The organism is Nodularia sp. LEGE 04288 (assembly GCF_963896525.1).
In the GTDB taxonomy this organism is placed as follows: domain Bacteria; phylum Cyanobacteriota; class Cyanobacteriia; order Cyanobacteriales; family Nostocaceae; genus Nodularia.
Genome location: NZ_CAWQOY010000147.1, coordinates 15,148 through 33,110, shown reverse-complemented (window position 1 = coordinate 33,110; position 17,963 = coordinate 15,148). Strand labels below are relative to the sequence as shown.

Below are 17,963 nucleotides of genomic sequence, written 5' to 3'. Positions count from 1 at the left end.
GTGTTATGACACAAAAGAGAATTTCCCGACTTGTGTGTACACCGTAGCCTTGCAGGGGAGAGGTTTGGACAGGGGTCTATCTACTACTTCTCTCAATATACAAGTTTGGGTTAAGCGCAGCGCAACCGAACAAAGCAAACTAAATTTTGGGTCACTTTGGGTTTCGTTCCTTGCTCCGCAACGCTGATGAGAACAACTCAACCTATATTTACTCTCCAAAACCCTTATTTTTGGGACTTTATGGAGGATTTGACTGCTTGAAACTGGAACCAAAAAAAAATTTTTGCTGGGGGTGATATGAAATTGATCGAGTGTGGGTAAGTTATATCTAGAACGGGAAAACAGTTTACATCACAGGGAAACTACTTATTATGAAAACCGAATTAAAAGCTAAGTTCCTCCAACACATCCTCAACAAAAAGAAAGACGAATCAGGTTTTACCCTGATTGAATTGTTGGTTGTTATCATCATCATCGGTATTCTGTCCGCTATTGCTCTGCCTTCCTTCTTGAACCAAGCCAACAAAGCCAAGCAGTCCGAAGCTAAAACCTACGTTGGTGCTTTGAACAAAGGTCAGCAAGCTTTCTTTACTGAAAAGAGTACATTTGGTACAGCCGCGAATTTACTAGGTATTGGTATTAATACATCAACAGTTAACTACGACTACGAATCAACTGGTGGTTTGACACGTGCTGATAGCACTGGTGACAGTAAAGTTGCAGTACTCAGAAGCTACTCGGGTGCGGTACAGATACAAGGCGTTGGTGGTGGTAGCAATGATGTCACCAGTGTAGCCATTCTTTGCGAAAATGATGTTCCTGGCGCTGTTCCTGGTATCGCACCAACAAGTGGTACTCAATGTGGTGCAGCTTCTACCCAAGTTGGTGGTTAGTTAGCATAGTTTAACTTAACTTTCTTAAAACAAATTTAGTAATATAGTAAAGGCACGATTTATCGTGCCTTTACTATTAAGATATCATCCATGACACAGAGAAAAAAGCAAATGATTAATCAGTCTGTGCAAGATCAAGAAGGCTACCAGTACATCATCCAAGGAGATTATCACAAAGCAGCCAGCTACTATGAACAAGCTATTGAAGCTGAACCAGAAGTCAGGGTTAATTACTGGTATTTGGGATTATGTTTGCTCTTACAAGGTGAAGAGGAAGAAGCTCCCCTTACCTGGTTTTTAGCAATGGGTGAAACAGATGATGACCAACAAATTGACCAGTGGACATCGGAACTAAGTCAAGTATTGGAGTCAGAAGCAGAACGCCAAGAAGAATTAGACGACAAACAATTAGCTTGGACAATTCGCCAACATCTGAGAACCATCAACCCCACAGATGTTAATAATTTATTGTCTAGTGTTCATTTAGCAATGCAATTAAAAATATTAGACGATGAATATTTAGATGAGTTAAATATTATTGAAATTCTCGAATCAGTTTCTGATTATAACCTGATTAACTCTAATTTAGTTGTAAAAGTAACCCAAGAAATTCTAGAATTTCCACCTCTAGAAAATTATAGTTTAGATTTAATTAAAATCTTCACCAATATCATCAAAACTCAAGGGCAGAATATAAATCAGTTTATTTATACTATGATATCTGGCTCTGTGAAGCTCATGAGCTTTTTCACAAAACACAGTTATGCAGCCAAAATTCTCGATGCTTTGTTACTAATCGCTCCTGAAGAACCAGAGATCCTGATCCCACTAAGTACAGCATACCAAAATTCACATCAACATATTGAAGGAATTAATACTGCAAAAAAGTTGATTTTATGTTCCGAAAGCTTACCGCAAAAAATATTTGCTAATCATGTATTAATCAGAGCATTAATGACTTCTACCGGGTATTGGGATGAAGCTTGTGCAGCTATAAACAGACAACAAGAACTAATCACCGCCCTGACCAAAAAATCTGCGATAATCGAGCATGATTTATTTGTATCACGCCTATTTACTTCGATGTTCTTTTTTCCGTACTTTCAAGACGAGCCTGCAAAAATGCGTCCTCTGCAAAATGATTTGATGAGTCTGGCTCTAAAAAATATAGAAATCTACGATAAAAATATCATAAACCAATATCGTTATTACCTACCTAGCAATAGAGAAAAAAATAAAGTTTTAAAAATTGGCTACATTTCTAGTTGTCTGAGACAACATTCCGTAGGTTGGATTGCGCGATGGTTATTTAATTATCATAACCGCGAACAATTTCAGATTTATTCCTATATAATTATGCCCACTGCAAACGACAATGGATTACAAGAGTGGTTTATTGAAAAATCTGACCAATCATACAGTTTTGCCTCTCAGGAAAAACATAAACTTATTAAACAAATTCATGAAGATAGCATTGACATTTTAGTAGATTTAGATAGTATAAGTTTTGACTATTCTGTGGAAATTTTAGCAGTTAAACCTGCGCCTATTCAAGTGACTTGGTTAGGTTGGGATGCTTCCGGTTTATCAACAATTGATTATTTTATTGCTGACCCTTATGTGCTTCCCGAAAATGCTCAAGACTACTACCAAGAAAAAATTTGGCGTTTACCTCAAACCTATGTTGCTGTTGATGGCTTTGAGGTGAATGTTCCCACCCTCAGACGAGAACAACTAGATATTCCTGATGATGCGGTTGTTTATTTTGTGACTCAAAGCGGTTATAAACGTCATATCGAGCATAGTAAATTACAAATCGAAATTCTCAAGCAAGTACCGAATAGTTATTTGCTGATTAAAGGACAAGCTGATGAAGATGCTTCTGAGAAATTTTATGGAGATTTAGCCAAATCTCAAGATGTGGATATAAATCGCTTGAAGTTTTTGCCTATTATGCCTACAGAAGCCATTCATAGAGCCAATCTGAGCATTGCTGATGTGGTCTTAGATACCTCTCCCTACAATGGCGCAACCACAACTTTAGAAACGCTGTGGAGAGAAATTCCGTTAGTCACTAAAGTCGGACAACAATTCGCAGCCCGCAATAGTTATACCATGATGATTAATGCGGGTATTACAGAGGGTATTGCTTGGAGTGATGAGGAATATGTGGAATGGGGAGTCCGTTTAGGTAAAGATGAAAATTTACGACAACAAATTTCTGGGAAATTAAGACAAGGTAAAAAGAATGCTCCTTTATGGAATGGAGAACAGTTTACCCGTGAGATGGAGAAAGCTTATCAGCAGATGTGGGAAATATATGTTGACAAGTTACATTAATAGATAAATTCGGTTTTATATGTGAAAAAATTCAGTATTTTAGGGTGCGTTACGCTAGGGCTAATGCACCCTAAGTGTCTATTCACAAATCAAATAGTATTACTATAGATTATCTATAACATAGAGAAGAAATAGAATGATTAATCAGTCTGTGAAACAACAAGAAGGCTACCAGTACATCATCCAAGGAGATTATCACAAAGCAGCCAGCTACTATGAACAAGCTATTGAGGCTGAACCAGAAGTCAGGGTTAATTACTGGTATTTGGGATTATGTTTGCTCTTACAAGGTGAAGAGGAAGAAGCTCCCCTTACCTGGTTTTTAGCAATGGGTGAAACAGATGATGACCAACAAATTGACCAGTGGACACTGGAACTAAGTCAAGTATTGGAATCAGAAGCCGAACGCCAAGAACAATTAGACGACAAACAATTAGCTTGGACAATTCGCCAACATCTGAGAACCATCAACCCCACAGATGTTAATAATTTATTGTCTAGTGTTCATTTAGCAATTCAATTAAAAATATTAGATAATGCGTATTGGGATGAATTAAATATTATTGAAATTCTAGAATCAGTCTCTGATTATAACCAGATTGACTCTAATTTAGTTGTAAAAGTTACTGAAAATATTTTAGAATTGACACCTATAGAAGATTATATCTTAGATTTAATTAAAATCTTCACCCAAATCATCAAAACTCAAGGGCAGAATATCAGTGAGTTCATTTATGTGATGATATCTGGTTCTGTGAAGCTCATGAGCTTTTTGACAAAAAAGACTTATGCAGCACAGATACTGGAAATTGTATTATTAATAGATCCTGAAGAACCAGAGATTCTTATCCAACTAATTACAGCATACCAAAATTCAGACCAACATACTAAAGGAATTAATACGGCAAAAAAGTTGCTTTTGTGTTCCCATAGTTTATCGCAAAAGATATTTGCTAATCAGGTATTCATCAGAGCCTTAATGACTGCAACAGGTTATGGTTATGAAGCTAGTGAAGCTATAAAAATACAAGAAGAATTAATCGTTGCGCTAATCAAAGAATCTCCTATAATCGAGCATGATATATTTGTATCACGCCTATTTACTTCGATGTTCTTTTTTCCGTACTTTCAAGACGAGCCTGCAAAAATGCGTCCTCTGCAAAATGATTTGATGAGTCTGGCTCTAAAAAATATAGAAATCTACGATAAAAATATCATAAACCAATATCGTTATTACCTACCTAGCAATAGAGAAAAAAATAAAGTTTTAAAAATTGGCTACATTTCTAGTTGTCTGAGACAACATTCCGTAGGTTGGATTGCGCGATGGTTATTTAATTATCATAACCGCGAACAATTTCAGATTTATTCCTATATAATTATGCCCACTGCAAACGACAATGGATTACAAGAGTGGTTTATTGAAAAATCTGACCAATCATACAGTTTTGCCTCTCAGGAAAAACATAAACTTATTAAACAAATTCATGAAGATAGCATTGACATTTTAGTAGATTTAGATAGTATAAGTTTTGACTATTCTGTGGAAATTTTAGCAGTTAAACCTGCGCCTATTCAAGTGACTTGGTTAGGTTGGGATGCTTCCGGTTTATCAACAATTGATTATTTTATTGCTGATCCTTATGTGCTTCCCGAAAATGCTCAAGACTACTACCAAGAAAAAATTTGGCGTTTACCTCAAACCTATGTTGCTGTTGATGGTTTTGAGGTGAATGTTCCCACCCTCAGACGAGAACAACTAGATATTCCTGATGATGCGGTTGTCTATTTTGTGACTCAAAAAGCTTATAAACGTCATATCGACCATACTAAATTACAAATCGAAATTATTAAGCAAGTACCGAATAGTTATTTGCTGATTAAAGGACACGCTGATGAAGATGCTTCTCGGAAATTTTATGGCGATTTGGCAAAGTCTCAAGATGTGGACATAAATCGCTTTAAGTTTCTGCCTATTATGCCTACAGAAGCCATTCATAGAGCCAATCTGAGCATTGCTGATGTGGTGTTAGATACATCTCCCTACAATGGTGCAACCACAACCTTAGAAACGCTGTGGAGAGAAATTCCGTTAGTCACTAAAGTCGGACAACAATTCGCAGCCCGCAATAGTTATACCATGATGATTAATGCGGGTATTACAGAGGGTATTGCTTGGAGTGATGAGGAATATGTGGAATGGGGAGTCCGTTTAGGTAAAGATGAAAATTTACGACAACAAATTTCTGGGAAATTAAGACAAGGTAAAAAGAATGCTCCTTTGTGGAATGGAGAACAGTTTACCCGTGAGATGGAGAAAGCTTATCAGCAGATGTGGGAAATATATGTTGACAAGTTACATTAATACAGGAATCCGGTTTGATATCTGAAAAAATTCAGTATTGTAGTTAGGATGAAATCTGTAACGCACCATTCATTATTAAGGTTTTGGTGCGTTACGCTAGCGCTAACTCACCCTACTGGCGTGGCAAGCTTAAAGTAGTGCATTAGGAAAAAGCAGAAAACATTGATTTATATCAATTTTCTCAAGAATATATTGCAACATTTTAGCCTTGCCACGCCACTACCTACCTGTCTGTTCATAAATCAAATATAGGACTCCTATAGATTATCTATAACATAGAGAAGAAATAGAATGATTAATGAGTCTGTGAAAGTGCAAGAAGGCTACGAGTACATCATTCAAGGAGATTATCAGCAAGCAGCCAGTTACTATGAACAAGCTATTGAAGCTGAACCAGAAGTCAGGGTTAATTACTGGTTTTTGGGATTATGTCTGCTCTTACAAGGTCAGGAAGAAGAAGCTTCCCTTACCTGGTTTTTAGCAATGGGTGAAACAGATGATGACCAACAAATTGACCAGTGGACACTGGAACTAAGTCAAGTATTGGAGTCAGAAGCCGAACGCCAAGAAGAATTAGACGACAAACTATTAGCTTGGACAATTCGCCAATATCTGAGAACCATAAACCCCACAGATGTTAATAATTTATTGTCTAGTTTTGATTTAGCACTGCAATTAAAAATTTTAGATAATGCGTATTGGGATGAATTAAATATTATTGAAATTCTGGAATCAACCTCTGATTATAACCAGATTGACTCTAATTTAGTTTTAAAAGTTACTGAACATATTTTAGACTTAACACCTCTAGCAGGTTACACCTTAAAATTTATTAAAATCTTCACCAATATCATTAAACATCAAGGGCAGAATATTCGTGAATTTAGATATATCGTGATCTCTGGTGTTATAAAGATCATGAGTTTTTTCAAAAGAAATCGTTATGCAGCCCAAATCCTGGAAATTTTATTATTAATAGGTCCTGAACATCCAGATACCCTCCTGCAATTAAGTACAGCATACCAAGATTCACGTCAATATGCTGAAGGAATTAATGCTGCAAAAAAGTTGCTTTTATGTTCGGAAACCTTAACGGAAAAAGTATATACTCATCTGACATTAATCCGAGCATTAATGACTTCAACAGGGTATTGGGATGAAGCTTGTGCAGCTATCAACAAACAAGCAGAATTAATCGCTGCGCTGATTCAAGAATCTCCCATTATTAAAAATAATGCATTGGTATCACGCCTATTTTTTTCGATGTTCTTCTTTCCATACTTTCAAGATGAACCTGCAACAATTCGTCCTCTGCAAAATGATTTGATGAGTTTGTGTCTGAAAAGTATAGAAATTTATGATCAAGATATTATTAGAGAATATCGTTATTCCCTGCCTAGCAATAAATCAAAAAATAAAGTTCTAAAAATTGGCTACATTTCTAGTTTTCTCAAAGAGCATTCAGTGGGTTGGATTACTCGATGGCTCTTTACTTATCATAATCGGGAAAATTTTCAGATTTATTCCTATATGATGTTACCTGCTGAAAACCACAATGGATTACAAGAGTGGTTTATTGAAAAATCTGACAAATCATACAGTTTTGGCGCGAAGCAAAACCATGAAGCTATTAAACAAATTCATGAAGATGGTATTGATATTTTAGTAGATTTGGATAGTTTAACTTTTGACCTTTCTGTTGAAATTTTAGCAATTAAACCTGCGCCTATTCAAGTTACTTGGTTAGGTTGGGACGCTTCGGGTTTATCAACAATTGATTATTTTATTGCTGATCCTTATGTGCTTCCCGAAAATGCTCAAGACTACTACCAAGAAAAAATTTGGCGTTTACCTCAAACCTATGTTGCTGTTGATGGTTTTGAGGTGAATGTTCCCACCCTCAGACGAGAACAACTAGATATTCCTGATGATGCGGTTGTCTATTTTGTGACTCAAAGCGGTTATAAACGTCATATCGAGCATAGTAAATTACAAATCGAAATTATTAAGCAAGTACCGAATAGTTATTTGCTGATTAAAGGACAAGCTGATGAAGAAGCTTCTCAGAAATTTTATGGCGATTTGGCAAAATCTCAAGATGTGGACATAAATCGCTTGAAGTTTGTGCCTTTGATGCCTACAGAAGCCATTCATAGAGCCAATCTGAGCCTGGCTGATGTGGTGTTAGATACTTCTCCCTATAATGGAGCCACTACAACCTTAGAAACGCTGTGGAGAGAAATTCCTTTAGTTACGAAAGTCGGACAACAATTTGCAGCCCGCAATAGTTATACCATGATGATTAATGCTGGGATTACAGAGGGTATTGCTTGGAGTGATGAGGAATATGTGGAATGGGGAGTCCGTTTAGGTAAAGATGCAGAATTACGAGAACAAATTTCTTGGAAATTAAAACAAGGTAAAAAGTCTGCACCTTTATGGAATGGTAAACAATTTACCCGTGAGATGGAGAAAGCATATCAGCAGATGTGGGAAATATATGTTGCAAAAAACTGCATTTGAGTCAAGTAGATAAGGGCGGGGATCTTTGCCTTCCCCACAAGATTTATAATATTAAGATGTGTCCTTATAGCGTTTTTGGGTTGAGTGAGATACAAGTCGAGAAATTGTTTTTTGTGTCATAACACCCCACCCCTAGGGCGTGTTTTCAAACTACAACCACAACAAAATACAGGCGATCGTAATCATAGCTGTATAATTGGCTGCAAGTTTTTCATATCGGGTGGCAATGCGGCGAAATTGTTTGAGTCTGTTGATAGCGCGTTCGACAATGTTGCGTTGACGGTAGATTTCACGGTTAAAAGGGCCGCATCGCGGTTCATTTGAGAGTCGTGGAATGGTGAGACGGATACCACGGCGGCGAAGGTAATTACGTATTCTCCGACCCGTGTACCCTTTATCTCCGACTAATCGTAAAGGGCGTAAACGTGGACGACCTCGCCCAGAACGCTTGACTGCTCCTTGTTCCATCAATTGTTCTAGAAAAATGGACTCGTTTCTTTGTCCAGGGCTGAGAATAAACGTTATGGGTTTACCTTTACCTTCACAACGTATGTGTATTTTTGTACTAAACCCACCACGGGAACGACCGAGTTTCTCCTCTTCTGCGCCCCTTTTTTTCCACCAGCTGCGTGTTGGTGGGCGCGGATCACTGTTCCATCAACGTAATGAACCTCCCAATCAAGCTTTCCTTGTTCGTCAGCGCTTGCTTGTAGATGTTCTAAGATTTGATTCCAGATTCCATTTTTTTGCCATCGGTAAAACCTTGTGGCCACACTCTGCCACTTTCCATAACGTTCTGGTATATCCCGCCACGGTGCGCCTGTTCTCAGTATCCAAAGAATCCCATTCACAACTGTGCGGTGGTCATTATTGGGCTTCCCTGTTGGTGGCTTTTCTGGTGGTAGTAACGGTTTTAACCTCTCCCACTGTTCGTTGCTTAAGTCTGGTCTATTCATCATCACTACAATGCGATGGGCAAAGCCCCGCCTCCGGCGATGGCGCGGAGCGCCCGCTAAAAGCGATCGCCTATTTCTTAGGATACAACCAGTTTGAAAACACGCCCTAGGGGTGGGGTCGAAATAATATGCAGCCTCACAAATAATTGGTATTAGATGATTAACATCAGCCCATCTCTATACTTTATCCGATTATCCAGCAGTTCAACTGACAAACAGGAAAATATTGAGTAATTTCACACAAACTTAAATTGTAATAGTAAATATTTTTCAGAGAGGAAATGTTTATTACATACCTGGAATTATTTCATGATGAAAAATATGTATTCTTTCTATCCCACAAAAAAAGATTTTTTCCAATCGAAATTTGCACAAAAATACACAGCAAACCTATAAGTATTTCGCAGATGAATTGGCTGTAATGCTGAATGCAGCGATTAATTTCTAACTAATCAAATTGAATATAACGGTAATGGTATTTACCTAATGAGTGTTTTGCTCTGCTTATTTTATCCGGGTAAATTATGATAAAACGTCATAATTATGATTACTAGAAATACTTGACAAGTGTAACAATAACAGCCATTTTTTTATTCTACAAACTCTTCATAATCGGAATCAGAAACATTTAGTATTATGTTTGGTCTATAGATTAAAAACAACTCATTTTCAATCAATGATTTCATGATCTTCCATATATAGTGTTTCTGAATTTCGATATTAGAGGAATTTGATAGTGGCTAACACAAGTATGAATCGAGAGCAACTGGTTCATCACTCTTCACTAAACCCAGTTGATGTCAGACGACTACCTAAAATTTTGCTTCGCAGACGTTTTTTATGCTTAGGTGTTTCCTGCATTTTTATGTCAATTGCTGGACTCTTGGCTGCCAATACCAAAACGAATTACCAAAGCTCGATGCAGATCCTGGTAAATTCCAATTTATATGAAGGTGTCAGGTTAAATAATATCCCATTAGGTGTAAATAGTCAGTTAATTGAACCAAATCTGCCAGTATTTGACTACAGCGCTCAGATGAAACTGATGGAGAGTTCTAAGCTGATACAGAAAGCTGTCGATATCCTTCATCCTGATTATCCAGATTTGACCGTAGAAGATATCAAGGGTAATAATCATCACAATCAAAAATCTGCTTTGGTAGTGAACCAATTAGAAGGTATGGCTGGACTGAAAGAAGTTCCTAGTCAAGTATTTGAAATTTCCTTTCATGATGATGATCCGGTTAAAACACAAAGAGTACTGCAAGCTTTACGAAAAGTTTATCAAGACTACAATAAAGAGCAACAACAAGAACGACTGCATAAAGGACTTACTTTTGTTAGCACTCGCTTACCCCAGATCAAACAAGAAGTGAGTCAAGCTGAGAAAAACTTAGAAGACTTTCGCCGGAAGCATAATATACTCGATCCGCAAGTACAAAGTACAATTTTGCTAGAATCTCTGGCAAACATTGAAAAACAGCGACAAACTACCCGCGCACAAATCAAAGATGTACAAGCTCGGTACAATAACCTAGAACAAAAAATAGCTGATTTATCCCAGAACGCAGAAATTACTTCTCGTTTAAATCAGTCAACTCGTTACCAATCGCTATTGAATGAAGTTCAAAAGACTGAATTAGCGATCGCTAAGGAAGAAATGCGCTACACAGACGAGTCACCAATCCTAGAACAGCTCAGACAGCAACATCAGACTCAACAAAGGCTGTTACAGCAAGAGGTGAAAAATTTGCTCGGTGACAAAGCAATAAATACTAGCAATACCAGAAATTTACTATTGATACAAGGGCAAACAGCAGAAGTTGATCCAATACTAGTGCAAGAGTTTACTCAGGTGCAAACAATGGTTCAAGGACTGATTGCTCATGAAAATAGTCTAGCTGAGTCAGAAAAGCGGCTCAGTTCGCAACTCAGCAAATATCCCAGCCTGATAGCGGAGTATAACCGCTTACTACCAGCAGTAGAAACTCAACGCAAAATACTTGAGCAATTACTCCAGACGCAACAGTATTTGGGATTAAAAATTTCTCAGGGAGGGTTTGATTGGCAAGTTTTAGAAGAACCAGCCTTGGGAACTTCCACCAGTAACCGCAGATCAATACTTTTACTTGGAGGAGTTGTAGTCAGCCCCATTTTAGGTATTGCGATCGCTCTCACTTGGGGAATGTTTAATTACACCATTTATTCCGTACAAGAATTACAGAAGCTGACCAAACTCCGATTCCTGGGATCTGTGCCAAAACTAGCGCCGCGTGGTTTCAAAAAGCGTTTACCCATCTGGTTTTGGCAAAAACGGCGAAATTTAGCACCCTCTTTTGTAGAAACTAGCACTTGGTTACCATGCCACGAAAGCTTGGATATGGTCTACCAAAACATTCAAATATTCAAGCATCCTTACCCTTTCAAATCCCTGATGTTAACTTCGGCGCTATCGAGAGAAGGTAAAACAACCTTGGCTCTGGGACTAGCGGCTAGCGCGGCTCGGATGCATCGGCGGATACTATTGATTGATGCTAACCTGCGAGATCCTCATCTACACAAAAACTTGCAATTATCTAATGACTGGGGACTATCTCTGTTATTAGTCGATGAAACAAATACCCAAGTTCAAGATTATATCCAGCCGATTCACCCTTCTATTGATATTTTAACTGCTGGCCCTAAACCGGAAGACACAATCAACCTGCTGAGTTCTCAACGAATGCAAGAACTGATCAAGTTGTTCGAGCAAACCTATGATCTAGTGATCATAGATGCTCCGCCAATTTTAGGCACAGTCGATGCCAGGATTTTAGCCTCATTCTGTGATGGAATTGTGATGGTAGGGCGCATTGGTCATATCACCCCCAATGAATTGACAGAAACTACAGAAATTTTAAGCACTTTGAATTTAGTGGGAATTATTGCTAACGATGTCAGTAGGGAGTAGGAAGAGGCAGGGGTGCAGGGTGCAGGGAGCAGGGGGGAGAAGACGGTAACTTCCCAATGACCAATGACCAATGACCAATGACTAAATTAATTGGCCGATTTTTCATACTGATTGCATAATTGTGAGGAAGTGGCAACTTACCAGGGTGGAGAACTGTCTCATCTAAGTGGTAGACACTAGGCTCCAGAGCGTCAAACAGATACTTGCTTAAATGTGATTTAAATGATCAGTATGAAATTTCAACTGTTATTAGGCTCTTTATTTTCCCAGATCAAAGTACGTCATTGGTGGATAGGTATCTTCTTGTGGATGGCTTTAGTAGCCCCAGCTCAAGCATCTGTAATCCTGCGCGTGGCAATTCAGAGGGGAGTGAATCAGGTGAAAGTTGGCAGTTCGACAACTGCGGTTGTTAAGGATAGTACAGGTCGTACTCTCGGACAATTGCCGGCTATGAGTTCATTTAATGCCCAAACTATCCCCGGTGGTGTGGCTCTGGATAGATGGCAATCTGGTTTATTTTGGATTGAACCTACAGGTGATGGATTTGTTTATATTGGCGATCGCTGGTATCGTGGACGAACGCTGGTTGTCCCGACAGATAAGGGTTTAGATGCCGTTAATTGGGTTGATTTAGAAGAATATCTCTACAGTGTCATCGGTGGAGAAATGGATTCTGGATGGCCACAGGAAGCTCTCAAAGCTCAAGCGATCGCAGCTCGTACCTATGCCCTCTACAAGCGCAACGAACAACGCAATAATCCCACCTATGACTTAGGGGCTAGTCCAGATCGTTGGCAAATTTATAAAGGAGTGATCAGCGAATCTCCCACTATTTACTCCGCAGTAGATGCTACCGCCGGCAAAGTATTAACACATAACAACGAAATTATTCTCTCAGTTTTCCACGCTTGTTCTGGAGGACACACTGAAAATGTCGAAGATGTTTGGGGAAATCCCCTCGCTTACCTGCGTGCTGTTCAAGACTACGACCAAAATATCAGCGCCTGTAACTGGGAAAGAACCTTTTCTTCCAATCAAATTAGCTCCAGAATTTCTGGTGTGGGCAATGTCAAAGAAATGATTGCAGAAGCCCACTCGCCTTTCCGTAGTGTGAAAACCTTAAAAATTGTCGGTGACCAGGGTACAAGGGTCTTAAAGGGCGAAGAAGTCCGGACTGCACTCCAACTTAGAAGCACTCGCTTTAATATTACTAAAGGCGCAAATGGGAGTTTTGTTCTACAAGGTTTAGGCTTCGGTCATGGCTTAGGAATGAGCCAGTGGGGAGCGTACAATCTAGCTCGACAAGGAGCCAACCACCTGCAAATTTTAGGACATTATTACCAAGGAGTAGCCCTCACACCAATTAAAACCAAGTAATAAGGGACTAGTACCGCTACGCGGAAGTCAAAATTCAAAAATCAAAAGTCAAAAAGCTGATGATGTAGGCTTTTTATTGATTTTAAATGGTCGGTTTATTTACGTCGTCCTGTATTAGAGACTGGGGCTACAGTGTACACACAAGTCCTATCTGTCTGCGTTTACGTCTATTTTGCCCCCTAAATCCCTCAAGTCTGGGGGATTTGGAAAATTCTTGTTCCCCCATAATTGGGGGCTAGGGGGCGATTCTGTAAGGGCTTGGCTAAATTCGATCACTTGTGTGTACACCGTAGGTTTCTTCCTTGAAATCTCAATATTACATTTACTAAAAAAGCTTTCTGAAAAAGCAAAATCAAAAGTTTTGCTAACAAAAGAAAACTACTGTGTTAATTTGTGCGAAATTACCATTAATTATTTCGTATCCTTAAATCTTTGTAAAAGTGAATAAATGCTGCTGACAATCACAACGACACATTCCCCAGCAACGGAGTTAGGCTACCTGTTGCATAAACACCCAGACCGTTGTCAGTCTTTTGCCCTAAGTTTTGGCAAGGCTCATGTCTTCTACCCAGAAGCTAGTGTAGAGCGATGTACGGCGGCGTTGCTGTTGGATGTTGATCCTGTGAATTTGGTGCGGGGACGTGGTGCAAGGCTAGAACAATATGTAAGCGATCGCCCTTATGTTGCTTCTTCTTTTTTGAGTGTAGCGATCGCTCAAGTGTTTGGCACGGCTTTAGGTGGTCGTTGCAAAGACTTACCAGAATTAGCACAAACCCCCATTCCTTTAATAGCAAAACTGTCTGTTCTACCTTGTCGTGGTGGTGAAGAGTTTCTGCGGCAATTATTTGAGCCGTTGGGCTATAGTGTCAGTGCCGCAGGTCATATTTTAGATGAGAAATTCCCGGATTGGGGGCAGAGCCAATACTTTACCGTCGAACTTCAGCACACCTTACCTTTGAGTGATTTGTTAAGTCATCTCTACGTCCTCATTCCGGTGTTGGATGACGATAAGCATTATTGGGTAGGCGATGAAGAAATCGAAAAGTTACTACGTCATGGTGAAGGTTGGTTAACTACCCATCCAGCGCGAGAACAAATTACCAGGCGTTACCTGAAACGACAGCAACGCTTAACTCGTCTAGCCTTAGCTCAACTAGTAGAGTCAGATCATCCCGATCTCGATAGCGCTGAAGAAAACTATGCTAAACAAGAGGCGGCGGTAGAAAAGCCGATTAGTCTGAATCAGCAGCGCTTGGATGCGGTGATTGCGGCTCTAAAACAAAGCAATGCCAAAAGAGTGATTGATTTAGGTTGTGGTCAAGGCAATCTGCTCAAAATACTGCTTAAAGACGGCTTTTTTCACGAGATTACAGGCGTTGATGTTTCCTACAGGGCGCTAGAAATTGCCCAAGAAAGATTAGACCGTCTGCGCCTGACACGCAACCAGTGGGAACGCGTACAACTGTTCCAAGGCGCAATCACTTACCAGGATAAACGCTTTAGTGGCTATGATGCGGCGACGGTAATTGAGGTGATTGAGCATCTTGATTTGCCGCGACTGGGAGCATTTGAGCGGGTTGTGTTCGAGTTTGCCCAACCGAAAACGGTGCTGGTAACAACGCCCAATATTGAATACAATATCAAATTTGAGAATCTCCCGGCGGGAAAACTGCGACATCAAGACCACCGCTTTGAATGGACGCGATCGCAATTTCAAAACTGGGCAAACCAAGTAGCAGCAGGCTTTGGCTACACTGTGGAATTTCAACCGATAGGAACGGAAGATCCAGAAGTCGGTTCACCTACACAAATGGCGGTATTTAAAAGATGAAGCTGACTATTCCTGAACTATCCCTAATTGTCCTCATCGGTGCTTCTGGTTCCGGTAAATCGACCTTTGCTAGTCAGCACTTTCAACCTTTTGAGGTACTGTCTTCCGACTTTTGTCGGGGGTTGGTGTCAAATGAGGAAAATAACCAATCTGCAACTAAAGATGCCTTTGAGGTGCTGCGCTTCATTGCTGAAAAGCGGCTGGCAGCAGGTAGACTCACAGTAATTGATGCTACCAATGTGCAGATGGAAGACCGCAAACCCTTACTGCAAATGGCACGACAGTATCATTGCTTTGCGATCGCCATTATCCTCGACCTACCAGAAGAATTATGCCACGAACGTAATCAACAAAGGAGCGATCGCCAATTTGGTTCTCACGTAGTGCGTCGTCATACCCAAATGTTACGGCGTTCTCTGCGGGGTTTAGAAAAGGAAGGCTTTCGTTATGTCTACACTCTCAAATCTTTAGAAGAAATCACATCCGTCGAAATTGAGCGCCAGCCTTTGTGGAACAACCTCAAACACGAACATGGCCCCTTTGACATCATTGGGGATATTCACGGCTGTTGTGATGAACTCGAAATATTACTTCAACAGTTAGGCTATCAAAAAGGGGAAGAATTATCTCCTGGACTTTGGGACTACCCAATCTACTCCCATCCAGAAGGACGCAAAGCTGTATTTCTCGGTGATTTAGTAGATCGGGGAACGCGGATCTTAGATACAGTTAAACTAGTGCGAAACATGGTTGACGCAGGTACGGCTCTCTGCATTCCTGGTAATCATGAAAACAAACTATTGCGGAAACTACGTGGTAAAAATGTCCGGGTTACTCATGGGTTAGAGCAAACCCTGACTGAAATTGAGGCTTTACCCGATGAAGTGCGCGAACCTTTCACGACAGAACTGCAAAAGTTTCTGGACTCCTTAATCAGTCACTACCTCTTAGACAATGGGCAGTTAGTGGTGGCTCACGCAGGGATGAAACAGGAAATGCAAGGACGGGGATCTGGTGCTGTGCGCGAGTTTGCTCTTTACGGCGAAAGCACTGGCGAGATTGATGAATTTGGCTTACCCGTGCGCTACAACTGGGCAGGAGAGTATCGGGGTGAAGCAATGGTGGTCTACGGACATACCCCTGTGCCAGAAGCGGAATGGTTAAATAACACTATTGATATCGATACAGGTTGCGTCTTTGGTGGCAAACTTACTGCCCTCCGCTATCCAGAAAAGGAACTGGTAAGCATCCCTGCTGCCCGCGTCTACTGTGAACCTGTGAAACCTTTGGTACAGAACACCGCAACACGCACATCTCAACAGGAATTGGATGATGTTTTGTATATTGAAGACGTTTTGGGTAAGCGGATCATCAACACCCGATTGAAGTCTAATATTACGATTCGGGAAGAAAATGCGATCGCAGCTTTAGAAGTGATCAGCCGTTTTGCTACCAATCCCAAATGGCTGATTTATTTACCCCCCACTATGTCCCCCGTAGAAACATCCCTATTACCCGGATTTTTGGAACATCCAGCCCAAGCCTTCACCCACTACCAAAATCAAGAAATTACACAAGTAGTATGTGAAGAAAAACACATGGGTTCGCGGGTGGTTGTGATTATTTGCCGAGATGTAGCAGCTGCCGAAAAACGATTTGGTGTCGTAAATGAGGGCATCGGCATCTGCTATACGCGCACGGGAAGGAGGTTTTTCGATAATTCAGCATTAGAGACAGAACTTTTGGAGCGGGTGAATCTTGCCCTTTCCCAGAGCGGATTTTGGTCAGAATTTCAAACCGACTGGGTATGTCTAGACTGTGAATTGATGCCGTGGTCAGCCAAAGCACAGGGGCTGCTCCAACAACAGTATGCACCTGTGGGAGTGGCTTCACGCCTGTCCCTGAATGATGCTGTTACCTGTTTACAAAAAGCAAGCGATCGCGGCGTAGATATTAGTACCCAACTGACTTATTACCAACAACGCGCAGAGATGGCAAATCAGTACGTCAGTGCCTACCGCCAATACTGCTGGTCTGTTACTGATATTTCTGGATTAAGGTTAGCTCCTTTCCACATCCTCGCAACAGAAGGAGCCGTCCATATCGATCAAGACCATCGCTGGCACATGGAGGAAATTGCCAAAATCTGCCAAAAAGACCCCTCCTTGCTCCTAGCTACTGCCTATAAAGTCATAGATTTGACTGACCCCAGCAGTCAAGCAGAGGGGATTTATTGGTGGGAAAAATTGACCAAAGTCGGAGGTGAAGGAATGGTTGTCAAGCCTATGGACTTTATCGTTCGAGGTAGTCGCGGTATTGTCCAACCTGCGGTGAAATGTCGCGGACAAGAATATTTGCGGATTATCTATGGCCCTGAATATTCCACTCCAGAGAATCTGCAACGTCTGCGCCAACGTGGTTTATCTCACAAGCGTTCTCTGGCTATGCGCGAATTTGCTTTGGGTGTTGAAGCATTGGAGCGATTTGTCGCCCTCACCCCTCTGCGCCGCGTACATGAATGTGTTTTCGGTATTCTGGCATTGGAAAGCGAACCCGTCGATCCACGACTTTAATAGACGGAATACTGCTCTTGACATACTCCCCATTGCCCCTCATATCATGTGCGCCTAATTACCTAATTAGTTATCATTCCTGCATCTGTACAAAAACTGCAAAATCCTCTTTCCCCCTGCTCCCTGCTCCCCTCTTCCTGCTCCCTTGCCTCTTC

The 17,963-nt window shown here is 40.6% G+C and carries 8 protein-coding genes and 1 pseudogene; 8 read left to right on the top strand and 1 reads right to left on the bottom strand.

Annotated features, from left to right (window positions below):
• The first annotated feature begins 371 nt into the window (after positions 1 to 371).
• The 4 genes from AACX33_RS21130 (at position 372) to AACX33_RS21115 (ending at position 8,121) form a co-directional block, all read left to right on the top strand.
• Positions 372 to 893, top strand: a complete 522-nt coding sequence (locus tag AACX33_RS21130) for a type IV pilin-like G/H family protein (protein WP_193997510.1) — start codon at positions 372 to 374, stop codon at positions 891 to 893.
• Positions 894 to 1,004: 111 nt separating this feature from the next.
• Positions 1,005 to 3,233, top strand: coding sequence for an O-linked N-acetylglucosamine transferase, SPINDLY family protein (locus AACX33_RS21125; protein ID WP_227789213.1), 2,229 nt, complete (start codon positions 1,005 to 1,007; stop codon positions 3,231 to 3,233).
• Between the two features lie 136 nt (positions 3,234 to 3,369).
• Positions 3,370 to 5,598, top strand: a complete 2,229-nt coding sequence (locus AACX33_RS21120) for an O-linked N-acetylglucosamine transferase, SPINDLY family protein (RefSeq protein WP_227789212.1) — start codon at positions 3,370 to 3,372, stop codon at positions 5,596 to 5,598.
• A gap of 291 nt (positions 5,599 to 5,889) precedes the next feature.
• Entirely contained in the window at positions 5,890 to 8,121 is a 2,232-nt protein-coding gene (locus tag AACX33_RS21115; RefSeq protein WP_194003892.1) for an O-linked N-acetylglucosamine transferase, SPINDLY family protein, read from the top strand.
• Between the two features lie 150 nt (positions 8,122 to 8,271).
• On the opposite strand, the pseudogene AACX33_RS21110 reads toward AACX33_RS21115, so the two are convergent.
• Positions 8,272 to 9,077: pseudogene (locus AACX33_RS21110) on the bottom strand (IS5 family transposase).
• A gap of 751 nt (positions 9,078 to 9,828) precedes the next feature.
• On the opposite strand from AACX33_RS21110, the gene AACX33_RS21105 reads away from it, so the two are divergent.
• The 4 genes from AACX33_RS21105 (at position 9,829) to AACX33_RS21090 (ending at position 17,808) form a co-directional block, all read left to right on the top strand.
• The gene (locus AACX33_RS21105; RefSeq protein ID WP_194003544.1) at positions 9,829 to 12,027 is read left to right on the top strand and encodes a GumC family protein; all 2,199 of its coding nucleotides are present in this window, start codon (positions 9,829 to 9,831) and stop codon (positions 12,025 to 12,027) included.
• 231 nt (positions 12,028 to 12,258) lie between these two features.
• Positions 12,259 to 13,404 carry a SpoIID/LytB domain-containing protein gene (locus tag AACX33_RS21100; RefSeq protein ID WP_194003536.1) on the top strand — a complete coding sequence of 382 codons (1,146 nt, stop codon included), beginning with the start codon at positions 12,259 to 12,261 and terminating at the stop codon, positions 13,402 to 13,404.
• Positions 13,405 to 13,852: 448 nt separating this feature from the next.
• Positions 13,853 to 15,235: a 3' terminal RNA ribose 2'-O-methyltransferase Hen1 gene (locus AACX33_RS21095; protein WP_194003534.1), complete on the top strand. Its 1,383-nt coding sequence runs from the start codon at positions 13,853 to 13,855 to the stop codon at positions 15,233 to 15,235.
• Positions 15,232 to 17,808 carry a polynucleotide kinase-phosphatase gene (locus tag AACX33_RS21090; protein WP_194003532.1) on the top strand — a complete coding sequence of 859 codons (2,577 nt, stop codon included), beginning with the start codon at positions 15,232 to 15,234 and terminating at the stop codon, positions 17,806 to 17,808. The genes AACX33_RS21095 and AACX33_RS21090 overlap by 4 nt, the downstream gene beginning before the upstream one ends.
• The last annotated feature ends 155 nt before the right edge of the window (positions 17,809 to 17,963 follow it).